14 protein-coding genes are annotated in these 17617 nt (G+C 68.7%); 7 read left to right on the top strand and 7 right to left on the bottom strand.

From position 1 onward, the window contains the following. Window positions 1–22 precede the first annotated feature (22 nt). Window positions 23–2419, bottom strand: coding sequence for a PEP-utilizing enzyme (locus tag ACH438_RS10330; protein ID WP_397003415.1), 2397 nt, complete (start codon window positions 2417–2419; stop codon window positions 23–25). 166 nt (window positions 2420–2585) lie between these two features. Here ACH438_RS10330 and ACH438_RS10325 point away from each other — a divergent pair, with 166 nt between their 5' ends. Beyond that, window positions 2586–4094 (top strand): FAD-dependent oxidoreductase, encoded by a 1509-nt coding sequence (locus tag ACH438_RS10325; protein ID WP_397003413.1) that lies wholly within the window; start codon window positions 2586–2588, stop codon window positions 4092–4094. A gap of 1 nt (window position 4095) precedes the next feature. Here ACH438_RS10325 and ACH438_RS10320 read toward each other — a convergent pair whose 3' ends face one another. Continuing rightward, entirely contained in the window at window positions 4096–5466 is a 1371-nt protein-coding gene (locus tag ACH438_RS10320; RefSeq protein ID WP_397003411.1) for a DoxX family protein, read from the bottom strand. A gap of 226 nt (window positions 5467–5692) precedes the next feature. Here ACH438_RS10320 and ACH438_RS10315 point away from each other — a divergent pair, with 226 nt between their 5' ends. From ACH438_RS10315 to ACH438_RS10300, 4 genes are all read left to right on the top strand, one after another. Then, a complete protein-coding gene (locus tag ACH438_RS10315) occupies window positions 5693–7666 on the top strand; it encodes an alpha/beta-hydrolase family protein (protein WP_397003409.1) in 1974 nt (657 codons plus the stop codon). Between the two features lie 166 nt (window positions 7667–7832). After that, window positions 7833–8993: a 3-hydroxy-9,10-secoandrosta-1,3,5(10)-triene-9,17-dione monooxygenase oxygenase subunit gene (gene hsaA / locus ACH438_RS10310; protein ID WP_397003407.1), complete on the top strand. Its 1161-nt coding sequence runs from the start codon at window positions 7833–7835 to the stop codon at window positions 8991–8993. Further along, on the top strand, window positions 8993–9847 hold the full coding sequence (locus tag ACH438_RS10305) for an alpha/beta fold hydrolase (RefSeq protein WP_397003405.1): 855 nt from the start codon (window positions 8993–8995) through the stop codon (window positions 9845–9847). Before hsaA ends, ACH438_RS10305 begins: the two co-directional genes overlap by 1 nt. Window positions 9848–9888: 41 nt before the next feature. After that, window positions 9889–10410 (top strand): DinB family protein, encoded by a 522-nt coding sequence (locus tag ACH438_RS10300; RefSeq protein WP_397003403.1) that lies wholly within the window; start codon window positions 9889–9891, stop codon window positions 10408–10410. Between the two features lie 2 nt (window positions 10411–10412). Here the strand turns inward: ACH438_RS10300 and ACH438_RS10295 are convergent, their stop codons facing one another. Then, a complete protein-coding gene (locus ACH438_RS10295; protein WP_397003401.1) occupies window positions 10413–12677 on the bottom strand; it encodes a LuxR C-terminal-related transcriptional regulator in 2265 nt (754 codons plus the stop codon). 192 nt (window positions 12678–12869) lie between these two features. On the opposite strand from ACH438_RS10295, the gene ACH438_RS10290 reads away from it, so the two are divergent. After that, window positions 12870–13232, top strand: a complete 363-nt coding sequence (locus tag ACH438_RS10290) for a hypothetical protein (RefSeq protein WP_397003740.1) — start codon at window positions 12870–12872, stop codon at window positions 13230–13232. A gap of 63 nt (window positions 13233–13295) precedes the next feature. Here the strand turns inward: ACH438_RS10290 and ACH438_RS10285 are convergent, their stop codons facing one another. The 3 genes from ACH438_RS10285 to ACH438_RS10275 all read right to left on the bottom strand — a co-directional run bounded on the left by ACH438_RS10285 (window position 13296) and on the right by ACH438_RS10275 (window position 15701). Beyond that, entirely contained in the window at window positions 13296–13778 is a 483-nt protein-coding gene (locus ACH438_RS10285; RefSeq protein WP_397003399.1) for an Ig-like domain-containing protein, read from the bottom strand. A 112-nt stretch (window positions 13779–13890) separates the two neighbouring features. After that, complete coding sequence (locus tag ACH438_RS10280) at window positions 13891–14796, bottom strand: alpha/beta hydrolase fold domain-containing protein (RefSeq protein WP_397003397.1); 906 nt, start codon at window positions 14794–14796, stop codon at window positions 13891–13893. A 56-nt stretch (window positions 14797–14852) separates the two neighbouring features. After that, entirely contained in the window at window positions 14853–15701 is an 849-nt protein-coding gene (locus ACH438_RS10275; protein WP_397003395.1) for an alpha/beta fold hydrolase, read from the bottom strand. A gap of 52 nt (window positions 15702–15753) precedes the next feature. Here ACH438_RS10275 and ACH438_RS10270 point away from each other — a divergent pair, with 52 nt between their 5' ends. Next, window positions 15754–16353, top strand: coding sequence for a TetR/AcrR family transcriptional regulator (locus tag ACH438_RS10270; protein WP_397003393.1), 600 nt, complete (start codon window positions 15754–15756; stop codon window positions 16351–16353). Here the strand turns inward: ACH438_RS10270 and ACH438_RS10265 are convergent. After that, window positions 16319–17548, bottom strand: a complete 1230-nt coding sequence (locus ACH438_RS10265; protein WP_397003391.1) for a bifunctional 3,4-dihydroxy-2-butanone-4-phosphate synthase/GTP cyclohydrolase II — start codon at window positions 17546–17548, stop codon at window positions 16319–16321. The genes ACH438_RS10270 and ACH438_RS10265 overlap by 35 nt on opposite strands. Between the last annotated feature and the right edge of the window lie 69 nt (window positions 17549–17617).

The following is a 17617-nucleotide window of genomic DNA, read 5'->3' as shown; positions in this document are numbered from 1 at the left end:
GGCGATTGCCGTGAAGCTCTTGCTATTCCACGTCGGCGAGCAAGGTGATGACGCCCGTGGCGCCGTCCACCCGGACGCGCTGGCCGTCGGCCAGGCCGGTGCTCGCGGTCTTGGTGTCGACCACGCAGGGGACGCCGAACTCACGCGCCACGATGGCGGCGTGCGAGGCCGCGCCACCGATATCGGTGACCACCGCGCCCGCGTAGGCGAACATGGCGGTGTGGCCGGTATCGGTCACCGAGGCGACCAGGATGTCGCCGGGCTCGATATCGTCGTCGATGGTCAGCACCCGTTTGACGGTGCCCTCGACCACGCCGGGGCTGACGCCCAGGCCGGTGATGGTGTCGCCCACCGCGATCGCGCCGGAGACCTCCTCGGGCTCCCAGGCGTCGACCACCAGGTCCGGCATGCGGATGCCCTGCAGGCGGGTGCGTTCCGCCCGGCGGCGGGCCACGCGATCGGTGAGATCGGCGGGCGCCCAGAGGATCTCGTCGAGGGTGAGGAAGGCGGAATCCTCGATCTCGGTGAGCTTGCCCGCCTTCACCAGGCGGGCGGCCCGCTCCTGGGTGGCCAGGCGCAGGCAGTTGGTGATGCGTACGACCGCGTCGCGGGCGCGCTCGCGGTAGACGGTCGCGCCGACGGCCATCTTGGCGGTGCGGCTGCCCGGTTCCGGCACCGGTTCCCGGTGCGGGGCGGGCATTTCCGCGGCGCGGGCGGCGGCGGTCACCAGCAGTTCCGGCCGGTCGCCGAAGGTGGCGTTGATGAGCTCGCACTCACCCGGGCCGCGGTGGCCGACCTTGGCCAGCTCCTCGTCGAGGGCCTGCGAGAATTCGGGGGAGGCCGCGCGGGCCGCCTTCACATCCCCGGCCTTGGCGACCCGTTGGAGCTCGGAATCCTTGCGGCACAGGGCCGCCAGCCGCTCCACGGCGAGCATGGGTTTGGCCGATTCCAGGCGGTTCAGGTCGATCTTCACCTCGCCCTTGTGGGTGGCCGCGGCCGCGCCGGTCAGCATGACGCCGATGGAGGCGGCCTGCCAGCCCTGGTTGAGGCGGTCCCGCCACAGCAGTGCGCGTGCGTGCAGCTGCTCGTCGGTGAGTTCGGAGATCCGGTCGCGGGTCAGCGCTTCCGCATGTGAGGCGGCATTGATGAGCTCGGCGGTCTTGCGGTAGCTCAGCGCCGTGGCCGCGACCCGGCCGGTGGCCTTGAAGGTGCCGAGCCGGCCCGCGAGACCCTCCGGCATGGGCGGGCGGCCCTTGGGCTGCAACGGCACCTCGGGCGGGATGGAGCCGTAGACGTCCTTGCGGATGGTCTCCTCGTCCCAGCCGGGCATGTTCTCCGCGGCCAGCACGCCGATCGAGGCATTGATGTAGAAGCTGTGGCCCAGCACCGAGGTGACGCGGGAAACCCAGTGCTCCAAGGCGATGCCCTCGAGCGCGATCATATGGCCCATGGCCTCGTTGCCCAGCCGGATGGCGCCGGCCTGCAGATCGATGGTGAGCGGGGTGAGCGGGCCGGGCAGCGCCTCGGAGGTATTGGTGGCGGTGAACACCGGGATGCGCTCGTCCACCAGATCGTCGAATTCGCCCTGCAGGCCTTCGGGCGCACCGGATTTCAGCGCGTGACCGTCGGAGGTGAGCGCGTTCTGCGGCACCAGGTGGGTGGGCAGCGGGATGGCGCCGGCGCGGGTGCGGAAGCCGGAGCCGTCGGCCTTGCGGCCGGGCAGGCCGCGTGCGATATCGGCGACCACCTCCTGCGCGGTCCAGCCGTAGCGGAAGCCCCACTCCTCGCGGGCGGCGGCGGTGTCCACGGTCGCGAGCGTGGCGGGCGACTTGTGCAGCCACGCAGCGTATTTGATGCCCGCGTCCTTCAGGATGCGGCGCACGTCGTCGCCGGACACCGAGCCCGGCGCGGCCAGGCCGATGGTGCCGCTGCGCTGGGAGAGCGCGGCCAGCACCAGGAATCGCTCCAGGTCGTCGTAGTGCAGCACCTGCAGCGCGGTGCTGCCGTGCGCACCGGCCAGGCTCTCCAGCGTGCGCCAGCTGTCACCGTCGATGCGGCGGCCGCCCACGACGGGCGTGCGCACGATCAGCGCGTCCACGCCGCTGCCGGACACGATCTGCTCGATACTCGAACCCTGGCCCACCGCAACGGGAACCACCAGGCGCGTGCCCGCATCCGCTGCGGCCCTGGCGATTCCGGCGACGGCGCTGCCGGCCAGATGCACGACGGCATCCGCACCGGCCACGGCCCGCGCGCAGACCCGCGCATCGGACAGGTCGCCGACCGTCACCTCGACGCGTGGGTCGACGTATCGGTGCCGCTGCCGGTCCACGCCCGCCACCTCGTGGCCGGCCGCCAGCAGCATGCGCGCGACGGCACGTCCACTCGGTTCGGTGACTCCGGTGACCAGAATCCGCATTGACTCTCCTCCTCATGCCGGCGACCCCAACCACAGTGACGCCGTTCACACACCATCCCCAGTGGCGAGCGACCGGCTCCGCCGCAGTCCCGGTCAACGGGATCCGAGAATCATTGAGCAAGATGCTGCGCTAGGTACTCGCCCGTAGACCGGGAATGTCGATGTCATGACAGTGCGGAATTCGGTGGCGCCCCGGGCGGCGGACACGGTGGACCGGTACGACATCGAGACCGATGTGCTGGTCGTCGGCTACGGGGCCGCGGGCGCGTCCGCCGCCTTCGAGGCCGCGCACGCGGGCGCCGCGGTGCTGGTGCTGGACCGGGCGGGCGGGCCCGGCGGGGCCTCGGCCATGTCGGGCGGGGAGATCTATCTCGGTGGCGGAACACCGATTCAGCGCGCCTGCGGCTACGAGGACAGCCCCGAAGCCATGGCGGCGTTCCTGACCGCGGCCCTCGGAATCGGCGCGGACACAGCCAAAATCGACGAATACTGCGCGGGCAGCGTGGAGCACTTCCACTGGCTGGCCGATCGCGGCGTGCCGTTCAAACCGACCATGTGGGACGCGCCCACCTGGGTGCCGCCCACCGACGACGGGCTCATGTGGCTGGGCGAGAACAGCTGGCCCTTCACCGAATCGGCGCGACCCGCACCCCGCGGGCATCGGCCTACCGCCAAGGACTTCGGCGGCAAGCTACTGATGGAATGCCTGTCCGGCGCGGCCGAATCCGCCGGCGCCACCGCCATGTTCGATACCTACGCCACGACGCTGATCGTCGCGGGCGACGGGTCCGTGGCGGGAGTCGTTGCGCGGCAATACGGTAAGGAGATCCTGATCCGCGCCCGCCGCGGCGTCGTCCTCACCACCGGCGGCTTCGTCGACAACGACGACATGCTCGCCGACCACGCTCCCCAGCTGCTCGGCCACACCAAGGTCAGCGCCGGCACCGACGACGGCAGCGGCATCCGCATGGCGCAGGCGGCGGGCGCGGCGGTCCGCCACATGGCATCGGGCCAGGTCGGCATGTCCCTCATCCCCGGCCTGGCCGCCCGCGGCATGGTGGTGAACGCCCTCGGCCGCCGCTTCATCAACGAGGACACCTACCCCGGCCGCATCGGACAGTCGGCATTGTTCCGGCAGAACACGGGCGGCAGCTGGGCGGGCGGCGACACCGCGATATGGGTGATCGTCGACGAGACCGGCTTCGAGGATGTCCCCGAACCCCAGCGCTGGGGCGTACGACCCACCCACGTCGCCGAGACTCCGGCGGAACTGGAACAACTCACCGGCCTGCCCACCGGCTCGCTCACCGGCACCATTCACCGCTACAACGAATTCGCCGCGCAGGGAACGGATCTCGACCATCACAAGTCCGCCCGCTGGCTCCGCACCCTCGAACCACCCTACGCCGCCATCGATGTGAAGGCCGGAATCCGTCCACCATCCGAAGCCGGTGACCGCCGCGGTACCGGCGCATCGGTCTTCACCCTCGGCGGCCTGCACACCGACCTCGACGGCCACGTCCTGAATTTCGACGGACGACCGATCCCCGGTCTCTTCGCCGCAGGCCGAGCAGCCAACGGCCTGCACGGCTTCGGCTACATCAGCGGCACCTCACTGGGCGACGGCACCTTCTTCGGCCGCCGCGCGGGCACCGCCGCCGCCCGTAGGCGTTGAGTTATCGGAGGTAGGGGACGGCCTGTACCCAGTGGAAGCCGCGGGAGACGACCGGATAGGTGTCGAGGTCGACTCGATCCAGTTGCATGTGGACCGGGCGGCCGGCGAGCTGGCCGGTCAGGGTCAGGCGATCCGGTTGCGGCTGTTCGTAATTGAGGGTGGCGATGGTCCAGTGCTGGGCCAGGTCGCCCGAGAGGCGGATGGTGTGGGCGGTGGTGTCGATGTGGGCCGGGATGCTCAGCAGTGAGTCGTTCATGCGCTGGGCGGTGACCACGTCCGGGGTGTCGAAGAGGATGCGGCGGAAGCGTTGCCGGCCGATCGCGGCATTGTCCGGTGTGGCGGTGTCGAAGTCGACCAGGGGCGGTAGTTCCGTTCCGTCGACGGCGTATTCGGTGACGTTCCAGATGCCGTAGAGCGGTGAGTGGGGGCGGGCGCTGCCCCAGGTGTGCCAGGCGTCGTAGCCCTGATCGATCGTGTCGTAGACCATCAAAAGGCCGAAGATCACTTGGGCGATCAGCAGGATCCGGAGGCCGCGCGCGGAGGTGAGCAGCGGCTCGCGGGTGCGGGCCGGGACGGCGTGGCCGAGCAGCGTGCGCACGATGCGCAGGATGTCGGGGGCGGCCAGGATCGCCGCGTACAGGAACAACTGGCCGGAGAAGAGCTTCACCGGGACATCGAAGGTGAGGTTCAGCAGGAACACCTGCATGGCCACGATGAATGTCAGCACCGCGCCGAGGCCCGCGGTGAACGGCAGGATCAGCAGCAGGGCGGCGGTGACTTCCGCTGCGCCCAAGGCCATCTCGTACGGTTGCGAGAGGCCGCTCTGCGCCCACAGCACCGCCATGGGGCTCATATCCCCGAACGGCTCGACCAGGCGTTCCAGGTTGAACGACATCTGCGAGGGCAGGATCTTGATCATGCCGTAGAGCAGGAAGCCGGCGATCAGGGTGGCGCGCAGCAGCAGCCGGAACCACGCGTACAACCGCGGGTAGGCGCGCCGGCGATCGATCCCCGACCAGACGACGGTGACCACGATCGCGACCAGCAGCCAGGTGAACACCGAAATCCAGTGTGCGGCAGTGTCACCGCTGCCGGTCTCCCGGTAATCGACCCGCACGCCGAAGAATTCGCGCCCCACCCAGTCGGTGAGCGGGTGCAGGGCCAGCCACTTCGCCACCACGGCGACCGATTCGCGCGGCACCCGGATGGCGACCAGCAGCACCGGCGCCAGATACGTCGCCGCCATGCCGATACCAACGAAGACGAAGGCGAACCGGAAGAGCACGCGTAGCACCGGATGCCATCGCGGGTCCGGCTCCCGCCGCCCGGGGCCGGGCTCGCGGGCGTCATCCGCGCGCACTGCCTCGGCCACCGATTGTCCTACCATGTCGCTTATTCCCCCTGCACCACCGCTGATTCCCATCGGGCGACGACGTTATGGGAGCGGGCGGTCCGGTCGTATCCGGCAAATCCTGTGCCCCGACCACCACTGCCCCGACCCCTCGTGCCCCGGGAAACCGGGTTGTCCGCCGTCTTCGCGTGTCGTGCCGCGTGTCGAACCGAGCGGCCCCGGTGCCTCGTGCGGAAGACTCAGCCCTATGACTGTCGAACCACCCCACCCCTCGGCCACCGAGCCGCCCGAGCCCCCGGACCGGCCGTCGGCCACGGCAGAGTCCGAGCAGCCGGTCGCCCCCGAGGAGCCGGTTTCCCCGGAGCAGGCGATCGAGCCTGGGCCGACGGTCGCATCGGAGCCGGTGGCCGAGGGTGGGAAGGCAGCCGACGCGGCACCGGTGGCCGAGGGTGGGAAGGCGGCCGAGCCGGCACCGGTCGGTGCCGTCGCGGGCGTCTTACGGCGGGTGTGGCGGGCGCTGCTGGCGGGCGAGGAGGCCATCAAGCCGAACTATCCCGGCGTGCTGGTGGCGGCCGTGTTCTTCGCGTGGTCGGTGTCGCCGTCGTTGCTGCCGCGCACCTGGTTGTTCCAGGGACTGGTGAGTGGCGTGAGCGCGGCCATCGGGTACGGCGTGGGGTGCGTGATCGGGTGGGCGGTCGGGAAGTGGGTACTGCCCAGGCTGCCCGCGGAGGCGGGGGTGCTGAGCAGTCTGTGGCGCCCCTCGCGGACCACGCGGGACGTGAGCAAACTGGTGATCATCATCGGCGTGATCGTGGGCGCGGCGGTGATGCTGGCGCGGTCGGCGCGCTGGCAGCAGGATCTGGAAGTCCTGATGGGGATGCAGCCGACCACCACCTCCAGTTATCTGCGCACCGAACTGCTCGCGGCGGCGACGCTGGCATTCGTCATCGGGGTCTTCCGCGCGCTGCGCTGGCTGGTGCTGCGGATCGTGCGGGTACTGAGCCTCGATCTGAAGATTCCGCGGCGCTTCGCCCTGCCCGCCGGGATCGCATTGGTACTGGTGCTGTGTGTACTGCTGGTGCAGGGCGTGCTGGCGAGAGCCTTCTTCTCCGTAGCGAATTCGGCGTTCAGCGCGCGCAACGGTCACACCTCGGCGGCGGCGCTGCAGCCGCAGTTGCCGGAGCGATCCGGTAGCCCGGATTCGCTGGCGCCGTGGAAGACGCTCGGCTCGGAGGGCCGCTGGTTCGTCTCGTACGTGCCGACCGCCGCGCGTATCACGCAGGTCACCGGAAAGCCTGCGCGCGAACCGATCCGGGTGTACGCGGGCCTGCAGACCGCGAAGACGCCGCAGGACATCGCCAATGTGATCGTGGACGAACTGGATCGGACGCACGCCTGGGATCGCAAGGTGCTGGCCGTGGTCACCACCACCGGCACCGGCTGGGTCGACTCCACCACCGCCGAGGCCCTGGAATTCATGTACGGCGGCGATACCGCCATTGCCGCGACGCAGTATTCGTACCTGCCCAGCGTGCTGTCCTTCCTCTCGGACAAGGCCAAGGCCACCGAGGCCGGAAAACTGCTGGTGCACACCGTGCATGCGCGCTGGGCGCAACTGCCGCCGGAGCATCGGCCGAAGCTGCTCGTGTACGGCGAGAGTCTCGGCTCGCAGGGTTCCGAGGGCGCGTTCAACGGCCTCGACGACATTCGCAGCATGGTGGACGGCGTGCTGTGGGTGGGACCGCCGAACTCCAACCGCATCTGGAGTCAGCTCGAACAGCGGCGCGATCCGGGCACTCCGGAGATCCTGCCCATCTATGCCGACGGGCTGATCGTCCGCTTCGGCGGCAAGCCCGAGGATCTGAAGAACCCGCCGCGGCCCTGGACCTCACCGCGCATCGTGTACCTGCAGCACGCCTCCGACCCCATCGTGTGGTGGTCGCCGGATCTGCTGTTCACGCAACCGGATTGGCTGCAGGAACCGCGCGGCTCCGACGTCTCGAAGTCCATCCGCTGGTGGCCCATCGTCACCTTCTGGCAGGTGAGTGCGGATCTCGCACACGCCCAAGGGGTTCCGGCCGGTCATGGTCACAAATACGGCACCCAGGTCCTCGACGCGTGGGAGGACGTCGCCCAGCCGCCGGACCTCACCCCCGACCTGACCGAACGCATCCGCGTGGCCCTCGACGAGGACATCGACTGGGAGTACACGCACAAGTAGCCTGCTCGCCAGCAGTGTTCGCGGCCCCCTGCTGCACCAGCAGCAGGGGGCCGTGCCTTCTTCTGACGGAACGTGAAGTTCCGTTGACCGGGACTTTTCCGGCTGACATATGCCTCCTGCTCATAGCGTCGACAGCAAGACGCACGCACGAGGAGGAATCAGCCGCATGACGAACAAGGTGCTCGATCGGGTTCGCGATCTGCTGCCCGCGATCCGGGAACGGGCGGTCCAGGCCGAGGAGCAGCGGCGGGTCCCCGACGCCAGCATCGCCGAACTGACCGAGGCCGGTGTCTTCCGCATGCTGCAGCCCGCGCGCTTCGGCGGTCTGGAGGAGTCGCCGGTCGCCTTCTACGAGGTGATCCGCACCATCGGGACCGTATGCCCGTCGACGGCGTGGGTGTCCTCGGTGCTGGGCGCGCACCCGTGGCAGCTGGCCCTGTTCGAGGATCGGGCGCAGCAGGACGTGTGGTCCGCGAACCCCGACACCCTGGTGTCGTCCTCGTACGCGCCGACCGGCAAGCTCACCCCGGTCGAGGGCGGCTACGAGATGTCGGGCCGCTGGGCCTTCTCCTCCGGCTGCGACCACGCCCAGTGGGTGTTCCTCGGCGCGCTGGTGCCGACCGCCACGGGCATGGACTACTACACGGTGCTGGTGCCGCGCACCGATTACCGGATCGAGGACACCTGGAACGTGTCCGGCCTGTCCGGCACCGGCTCCAACGACATCGTGATCGAGCAGGCGTTCGTGCCCGCGCACCGCGCCTACTCGGCCACCGATCAGTCCAACCTGATCGGCCCGGGCCAGGAGGTGAATACCGCACCGCTGTACAAGATCTCGTTCGGCGCGCTGTTCTCCAACACCATCACCGCGCCGATCATCGGCGCCGCCCAGGGCGCCTACGACGCGCACATCGAACGGCAGCGCGAACGCGTGCGGCTGTCGTACGGTGGCCAGAAGGTGTCGGAGGATCCCTTCGCCCAGGTCCGGATCGCCCGCGCCGCTTCGGAAATCGACGCCGCGGTGCTGCAGATGGAGCGCAATATGAGCGAGCAGCTGCGCTACGCCCAGGCGGGCGAGGAGATTCCGTTCGCGCTGCGCCTGGCCACCCGCCGCGATCAGGTGCGCGGCACCGAGCGCGCGCTGGAGGCCATCGACCTGCTGTTCAAGAACTCCGGCGGCCACGCCATCCGCCGCCCCAACATCATCGAGCGCAACTGGCGCGACGCCCACGCGGGCAGTGTGCACGTCATCAATGACGTGGAACGCGCACTGGCCATGTTCGGCAAGGGCGCCATGGGCCTCGAGGTCGAGGATCGGATGCTCTGATGACCTACACCCTCGAGAACACCACCCGCTGGGTCACGGTCGGCGGCCACAAACTCCGCTATCACGAGGCCGGCGCGGGCGCACCGCTGGTACTGCTGCACGGCTCGGGCGCGGGTGTGTCCGGCTGGGCCAACTTCGGCGGCAATCTGGAAGTACTGGCACAGCATTTCCGCTGCCTGGTCCTGGATCAGCCCGGCTTCGGCGAGAGCGGCCGGCCGGAGGTGTACGAGCAGAACTATCTGCGCATCGCCTCGGACGCCGTGATCGGCATGCTCGACGAGCTGGGCATCGAGAAGGCGCACCTGCTCGGCAATTCCATGGGCGGCGCGGTGGCGACCATGACCGCGCTGGACCATCCGGGACGCGCCGACAAACTGGTGCTCATGGCTCCCGGCGGGGTTGGCGTCAATATTCTGGGACCCGAACCGTCCGAAGGCATTCGGCGGCTCATGCAGTTCAATGTCGATCCGACCGAGCAGAACGCGCTCGGCTTCCTGCGCTCGATGGTCTTCAACGAGGCGACACTCACCCCGGAGCTCATCGAGACGCGGCTGCAAGCGGCCTCGGATCCGAAAGCCATTGCGGCCATTCAGGATGCGTACGCCACCTTCTACAACCCGAAGTTCGCCGAACCGCTCCCGCTGTGGGCGCGGCTCAAAGGTCTGCGGCACGAGGTTCTCATGCTGTGGGGCCGCGACGACCGCGTCACCCCGGTCGAGGGCGCGCTGTTCCCGGCGCGGCAGCTGCCCAATGCCGATCTGCGCACCTTCGCGCGCTGCGGGCACTGGGTGCAGATCGAACGCAAGGACGCCTTCGAGCGTGCGGTGATCGACTTCCTGCAGCACGGCCTGTAAACCGCTCGAAACCTGCTGCCGGGTGGCGGTAGATTCCGGTGATGACGTGGATCGCACCGGAAATCGACCGCACCCGGCAGCTCGTCGTCGGTGACGAGCGTGCCATGCTCGACTCCTTTCTCGAACACCAGCGCGGGACCCTGCTGCTGAAATGCCAGGGCCTCAATGGAATCCAGCTGGCCATCCGCAGCGCCGAGCCCTCCTCGATGTCACTGCTCGGCTTGATCCGGCACATGACCGAAGTGGAACGCGGCTGGTTCCGTCAAACCGCGGGCGGGGAGCGCGTGCCCTACGCCTACTGCGCCGACGACAATCTCGACGGCGACTTCGACGATGTCCTGGCGCTCGCGGCGGAGCACGATCTCGACCGCTATCGCGAGGAAATCGCCTTGTGCGCCAAGGTCGTAGCCGATCTGCCGCTCGAGCAGACGTTCACGCATCCACGCAGCGGCAAGGAACTCTCGCTGCGCTGGATCTATCTCCACATGATCGAGGAATACGCGCGCCACAACGGGCACGCCGATCTGCTGCGCGAGCGCATCGACGGCGTGACCGGCCTATAGCCTCACAGCTCGTGTTCGTGCACCCACGCGGCCAGCTGCGTGCGGGACGTCAGGCCGAGCTTGGTGAGAATGTGCTCGACATGGGTTTCCGCGGTGCGGACGGAGATCACCAGTTCGGCCGCGATCCGCTTGTTGCTGTGCCCGGCCGCCACCAGCCGGGCCACATCCCGCTGGCGCCGGGTGAGCAGGCTGGTCTCGGTGAGCGTCGCGGTGGCCGATCGCGCGACGCGTTTGAACGGGGCCGGTACCGCGATCGGTTCCGGCTCGGGCGGGGTGCGGCCCAGTGCGTAGTCGATGGCTTCTTCCAGCGGCAGGTTCGCGCCCGCACCGAAGGCGGCGCGGAAAGCGTCCTCGCCGAGGGCTTCCCGGACCTTGCGGCGTTCCTTCTCGCCGACCGCCGCGGTGATGGTGTGCGCCAGCCGAATGGTGCTGCGCTGCAAGCTTTCCGCCGCGCCGAGCAGCCGCGCCGCGCGTTCGAAGTTGCCGCGGGCCGATACCGTCCAGGCCAGTCCCTCGAAGGCGGAGGACAGCCAGATGCACCGTTCGAACAAGGCCAGCTGTTCGATTGCGCGACTGTGGAATTCGGCGGCCTCGTCGAGTTCGCCGCGCCGCCAGTGGTCGATGCCGACCGTCCACAACGCCAGCCCGCCGAGCAGGTGTGACCCGCTGTCGGTGGTGAGCTCCAGGAAGCGTTCGGCCAGTTCGGTGCGGCCGGGGGCCTCCAGCACCATGGCCGCCATGAAGGAGAAGGCGTGGCTGTCCATTTCGATGGCGTGCTGACCATCGGCGGCGGCCAGCGCGATGGCGGTGCGTCCCAGTTCGAGGGAGTGCTCGCGATCGTCGTCGGCGAAGGCCAGCAGCGACCGGTCCAGCGCCACCTCGGCCATGATGTCTTTATCGTCCAGTGCCGCAGCGAGTTCCAGGCATTCACTGACCAGCCTCGCGGCCGACGCGCGATCACCCAGCAGCGCCGCCAGCGAGGCCGCCGAGGACAAGGCCTTGGCGCGTTCCGGCGTGGCCTCCGGATTGTGGTCCAGCGCCTCGGTGAGCCAGCGGAAGCCCTCGGACAGGAAGCGATTGTGCTCCCAGAACGGGCGCAGCACCGTCACCGTCGCCAGCGTGGGCAGTGGCTCGTCCGCCAGTCCCGAGCGCAGGGCGGCGCGCAGGTTCGCGTGCTCGCGGCTCAGATCGCGGAACCAGGCGACGTCCTCGTCGGTCCAGTAGGCGGTCTGCCCGCGCATGGCCAGCTGCCGGTAGTACCCGCGGTGGCGGGCCCGGACCGCTTGTGCCGCACCGCGTTCGGCGAGCCGGTCGGCGGCGAACTGGCGGATGGGTTCGAGCATGGAGTAGCGCGCCACCATACCGTCGAAGCGCAGCATGACGACCGACTTGTCGACCAGTCCGGTGAGCGCCTCCATGAGCGAGGCGGGGCCGAGTTCGCAGACGGCCTCGGCGGCATCGATGTCGTAGCCGCCGGCGAAGACCGAAAGCTGTTCCCAGAGCAGCTGTTCCGCGGGCGTGCACAGGTCGTAGCTCCAGCGGATGGCGCCCTCGATGGTCTGCTGCCGTTCGGGGGCGGTGCGCGGTCCGGCGCTGAGCAGGCCCATGGTGTCGTCGAGCCGGTCCAGGATCTGTTCCGGGGTGAACATGCGCAGCCGCAGCGCCGCCAATTCCAGTGCGAGCGGCATACCTTCGAGCCGGCGGCAGATCTCGGCCAGCACCGCGCGATTGGCGGGGGTGGCCCGGAATCCGGGATTGGCGGCGCCGGCGCGTTCCACGAAGAGCTGCAGCGCGTCGCCGTCCTCGGCGTCCTGCGGCACGGCCAGCGGCGGTACCGGCATGACCTGTTCGCCGGGGATGCCGAGCACTTCGCGGCTGGTAGCCAGCACACGCACGTCCGGCGTGGTGGCGATGATCCGGCCGACCAGGGCCGCGCACGCCTCGATGAGGTGCTCGCAGTTGTCCAGGATCAGCAGTAGCCGCTTGTCGGAGAGGAATTCGGTGAGCCGGGGGAGCGGCGCGGTCGATTCGTCGCGCAGGTTCAGGGCTTCGGCCACGGTGAGCGTCACCAGGCTGGGGTCCTGCAGGTCGGCGAGTTCGACGAGCCAGATGCCGTCGGGGAAGGCGCGCGAGACGAGCTGGCCGATCTGCCGGGAGAGCCGGGTCTTGCCCATCCCGCCCGGTCCGAGCAGGGTCAGCACTCGGGTGGTGGGCAGCAGCCGCTTGGCGGTGGCCATTTCCTCGCGGCGGCCCACGAATGAAGTCACCTCTTCAGGGAGGTTTCCATTGACCCGCCGTGCCATACGCTACAACCTATGTGATCTGTCGCATTGCCTGCCAGCTGCTCGACATAATGCCTGGTCGTGGCGTGCTCGACTGTGGGCGGCGATACACTCGACCGCGTGTCGAGCAGAATACGCCGGGCCCGGGCGGCGGACATTCACGAGCTGGCCCAGGGTATGCCGCACGTGACCGTCGTGGAGGGGTCCGCGGAGAATCCCGTCTATCAGGTGGGCGGTAAATCCTTCGTCTTCTTCCGCACGCCGCGACCGGATGCGGTCGATCCGGAGTCCGGGGAGAAGTATCCGGATGTCGTGGTCTTCTGGGTGCCGTCCGAATCGGACAAGCTCGCGCTCGTGCAGGATCCGGATTCGCCGTTCTTCACGACGAAGCATTTCGACGGGCATCTCTCGGTGCTGCTGCGTACTTCCCGGGTGGGGGAATTGACGATTCAGGAACTGACCGAGGTCGTCCAGGACGCCTGGCTGTCCCGCGCCTCGCCGACGCGCGCCCGCAAATGGCTCGCGGAGAATTCGGCCTGACGGCCTCGCGGAGAATTCGGCCTGACGGCCGGGCCACGGATGCGCGGCCCGGCCCGGTCGTGCTTACTGGCCGTTGCCCGCGCTGGCGCTGAGGCTGCTCAGCAGGGTGCTGAGCAGGTTGCTCAGCGCGCCGTTGCCGCCACCGCCGCCGGCGGGCGCGTCGGTCACCGAGACGGTGACCGGGCCCAGCCAGACATTGTTGCCGGGTTCGGCGACGGAGGCGGTGATCTGGTGGGTTCCGTCGGTGGTCGGCGTCCAGTTGAGGGTGGCCGTGCCATTGCTCGGCGTGATGCTGGGCGAGCTCTGACCGCTCGGGACGATGGCGGTGCCATTGTCGTAGAACCAGACATTCACCGCGTCGGTGATATTCGAGATGTTCGCCGTGACGGTGTAGGCGGTGTTCGAGTAGAAGTTGCTGCCCGCCACCGTCAGATTGTTGTTGGTCGTATCGGCCAGCGCGCCCGGCGCGGCGATGACCGCTACCGTGGCCATGGCCGCGAATCCGGTGATGCCGATCCCCGCCCGACGGATTCGTGAGTTCTTCACCTGGTTACTACCCTTCGATATGCCATGCGTGTGGATGGGCGCCATTCGGCGCCCCTCACGCACAGTAGGGTGCCTCCGGGGGAATTCGCGCGCCGAGCAACATTATTCGCAGCTAATGCGGAGTGCGTTCCGCGCGTAGCTGGTTCACGATGAGGGCGCGGGCGGCGCGGCCCTCCACGGTCGGCGTCAATGGATAGACGTGCACCAGGTGCTCGCCCTCGTGGTATTCGAGGTCGACGCCTGCGGCGCGGGCCTTGCCGATCAGCAGGCGGGCATCGGGATTCAGGATGTCGCGGGTGCCGCTGAATACGGTCAGGGGGCCGAGACCCTCGAAGGTCGCGAAAAGCGGGCTGACCCAGGGATGGTCGATGGGAAACGCGCCGCGCCAATGCTCGCCGAGAATCAGGCCGCCGTCCCGGCCCAGCCACGGATCGATGCGCTGCACGACGGGGATTTCCGGATTGCTCATCGACAGGTCGAGCGCGGGCGCGATGAGGATGGTGCGCGGAATTCGCACCTCGTGTTCGTCGCGCAGGGCCACCGCCGTCGACAGCGCTATCTGACCGCCCGCCGAATCGCCGCCCAGCCGGACCTCGCCGTAGCGGGAACGGTTGGCCAGCACCAGATCCACCATGTCCGGAATCACCTTGTCGGCGGTGCCGAACGGGATGAGCGGATAAATGGGCAGCGTGACCGTGGTGGCGCTGCCGACGGCGATATCGGCCGCCAAACTCCAATGCTGCGGCTGGATTTCATTCACCCAGCCGCCGCCGTGCGCGTACACGACATTCCCGGACGGCAGGCCGGTGCGCGGGGTGAGCGTGTAAACCGGCCACCCGCGCCATTTCTCGACGGATACCTGGACATCGCGGCGCAGTAATCGCGGCGGGCCGTACGGTTGCGGCCGGATGCTGCGCTCGCGAATGTGTTTCCGCGCGCCCTCGGCGGTCACGAACGGTTCGTTCGCACGCACGACCCGCAGATAGACCGGCACCATCCGGCTGACCAAACTCGGCATCGTTGCCTCCTCGCAAGCACATCCCGATGCCGCGACCATACCCGGGCGTCACGACATCAGGCGTGTTCCACGGCGGCTCCGGTGAGGAAGGCCGACATGGCGGCGGCCACCGCCCGCGGCTGGTCCAGCATGGACAGCACGTACGCGTCGTCGATCTCGACCAGCCGCGCCTTCGGAATGAGCTCGGCCAGCCGGCGCCCGTGCTCGGGCGGCATCACCTTGTCCTGCGCGGACCACAGGATCAGGGCGTCGCCGGAAAAGCCGCGCAGCGCTTCGGTATTCGCGATGTACGCCTGCTTGTCGATATCGATCCCGGCATAGCCGAGCAGATCCCGGCGGATCCGCTTGTCCCGGAGTCCCGGTTCGGTCCAGCCGCGCACCAGCTCGTCCGGCAGCGGCTTCCGCGCCATCCACCCGAACATGAGCGGGGTCCGGCGAATCCATCCGATCCGGAACTGCCGCAACGCCATGTACACCCCGCCCGGCAGTATCGGGAGCAGCTTCGCGGTCTTCCCCGGCAATCCCGGCGGGAAGTTGTCGAACGCCTCGCACGGCATCACGATCAACCGCCCGACCCGCTCGTCCAGCCCATAGGCGGTGAGGAACAGCGCCCCGCCCCAATCGCTGTGCACCAGCGTGACATCCCGCAGCTCGAGGGCTTCGAGGAAGTCCGCGACGAGCTGATTCATCCCTCGCATGCTCAGATCGGCGTCCGCCCGCAACGGCTCCGGATGCGCCCCCAACGGCAGATCCGGCAGCACGTACCGGAATCCCGTCGGCAGCAGTTCGAGCACCTGATCCCACAAGGTGTGGTTCATCAGCAGCCCGTGCAGAAACACCACCGCGGGCCCCTCCCCACGCTCCGCATAGTGGATCCGACCTGCAGGAATCTCGACAACAGCCATGATCACCTCCGATAGAGCAAACGCTCTAGTGCATTTGCTCTAGTCTGATGGTGTGGCCGAGAAGATGTCAACCACCACCCGCGACCGCCTCATCACCGCAGTAGGCGAACTCATGCGCGTCAACGGCTACAGCGCCGTCACGGTCAAACAGATCACCGCCGCCTCGAACGCCCCGATGGGCTCGCTGTACCACCACTTCCCCGGCGGCAAGCCGCAGATAGCCGCCGAAGCCCTCCGCACCTCCGGCGCGGCCTACATCCAACTGCTCCCACTACTGATGGACGCCCACGACGACCTCCAGGTGGCAATCCCCGCCGCCTTCGTCGCCGCCGCCGAAACCATCGAAGCGAGCGGCTGGATGAACATGTGCCCCGTCGGCACGGTCGCCGGCGAAATCGCCGACTCCGAACCCGCCCTCCGCGAGGTCGCCGCCGAGGTCATCAACTCCTGGATCGACCAGGGCACAACCTATTTCGTGAGCCGCGGCCTCGCGGAATCCGAAGCGCGTGAGCTGATTCTCGCGGTGTTGTCCGCTCTCGAAGGCGCTTTCATCCTCAGCCGCACCCTGCGCACCGCCGAGCCGCTGCACGCCGCCGGGCGGGCAATGGCCGCGACAGTCAGTGGAATCCGACTGCGGGCTCGACCTCGGTGAGGTGGTGGCGCATGCGGTCGCGCTTGGTGCGGAGGTAGCGGACGTTGTGTTCGGTGGGCTGGGTTTGCAAGGGAATCCGGGAAGACACGGGGAGACCATGGGTTTCGAGGCCGGATTGCTTGGCCGGGTTGTTGCTGAGCAGGCGGACGGAAGTGACGTCGAGGTCGTGGAGGATGCGGGCGGCGGCGCGGTAGTCGCGGGCGTCGATGGGGAGTCCGAGCCGGACGTTGGCGTCGACGGTGTCGGCGCCCGCGTCCTGGAGTTCGTAGGCGCGCAGCTTGTTCAGGAGGCCGATGCCCCGGCCTTCCTGGCCGCGGAGGTAGACGATGATGCCGTTGCCCTCGGCGGCTACGGCGGCCATGGCGGCGTCCAGTTGCTCGCCGCAGTCGCAGCGGAGGGAGCCGAAGGCGTCGCCGGTGAGGCATTCGGAGTGGATGCGGGTGAGGACGTCCGCGCCGGTCGGATTGCCGTGGATGAGAGCGAGATGTTCTGTGCCGGTGTGCTCGTCGGCGTAGCCGAGGACGCGGAAGTTGCCGTGGGGGGTGGGGAGGCGGGTTTCGACGACGCGGGAGATGCCGTGTTCCAGGCTCTTCCGGTGCTCGATCAGGTCGGCGATGGAGATCAGGGGGATGTCCCACTCCTTCGCGAAGATTCGGAGTTCCGGGAGGCGGGACATGGTGCCGTCGTCGTTGACCACTTCGGCGATGACGCCGGCGGGGCGGAGGCCGGCCAGGCGCATGAGGTCCACGGCCGCCTCGGTGTGGCCCGGGCGGCCCAGGACGCCACGGGGATTCGCGCGCAGGGGGAAGACGTGGCCGGGGCGGGTGAGCTCGGCGGGGGTGGTGCGGGGGTCGGCCAGGAGGCGCGTGGTGCGGGCGCGGTCGGCGGCCGAAATGCCGGTGGTGACACCGGAACTCGCGTCCACCGAGACCGTGTAGGCGGTGCCTTTGGGGTCCTGGTTGTGCGCGGTCATGGGTGGGAGGTCGAGGCGGTCACAGTCCTCGCCGGTCAACGGGACGCAGAGGACGCCGCTGGTGTGGCGGATCAGGAACGCGATGGTCTCGGTGGTCGCCAGTTCGGCGGCCAGGATCAGGTCGCCTTCGTTCTCGCGATCCTCGTCGTCCACCACCAGCACCGGGCCGCCGCGGGCGAGCGCGTGCACCGCAGCGGTGATGCTGTCGAGTCCTTCGGTCATCGTCGACCACCTCCTCGGCCGAACTGTGTCGGCCCTATTTCAAATAGAAATATGCCGCGCGGAGAACAT

Source organism: Nocardia sp. NPDC020380 (assembly GCF_044386975.1).
GTDB lineage: Bacteria > Actinomycetota > Actinomycetes > Mycobacteriales > Mycobacteriaceae > Nocardia.
Note: the sequence above shows the minus strand (reverse complement) of the source record. Positions and strands in the feature narration are given on the sequence as shown.

Coding starts and splice junctions, on each gene's coding strand:
- ACH438_RS10300 (WP_397003403.1), top strand. CDS start 9,889: ATGACGTGGATCGCACCGGAAATCGACCGCACCCGGCAGCTCGTCGTC.
- ACH438_RS10290 (WP_397003740.1), top strand. CDS start 12,870: ATGCCGCACGTGACCGTCGTGGAGGGGTCCGCGGAGAATCCCGTCTAT.
- ACH438_RS10265 (WP_397003391.1), bottom strand. CDS start 17,548: ATGACCGAAGGACTCGACAGCATCACCGCTGCGGTGCACGCGCTCGCC.
- ACH438_RS10305 (WP_397003405.1), top strand. CDS start 8,993: ATGACCTACACCCTCGAGAACACCACCCGCTGGGTCACGGTCGGCGGC.
- ACH438_RS10275 (WP_397003395.1), bottom strand. CDS start 15,701: ATGGCTGTTGTCGAGATTCCTGCAGGTCGGATCCACTATGCGGAGCGT.
- ACH438_RS10315 (WP_397003409.1), top strand. CDS start 5,693: ATGACTGTCGAACCACCCCACCCCTCGGCCACCGAGCCGCCCGAGCCC.
- ACH438_RS10280 (WP_397003397.1), bottom strand. CDS start 14,796: ATGCCGAGTTTGGTCAGCCGGATGGTGCCGGTCTATCTGCGGGTCGTG.
- ACH438_RS10325 (WP_397003413.1), top strand. CDS start 2,586: ATGACAGTGCGGAATTCGGTGGCGCCCCGGGCGGCGGACACGGTGGAC.
- ACH438_RS10330 (WP_397003415.1), bottom strand. CDS start 2,419: ATGCGGATTCTGGTCACCGGAGTCACCGAACCGAGTGGACGTGCCGTC.
- hsaA (WP_397003407.1), top strand. CDS start 7,833: ATGACGAACAAGGTGCTCGATCGGGTTCGCGATCTGCTGCCCGCGATC.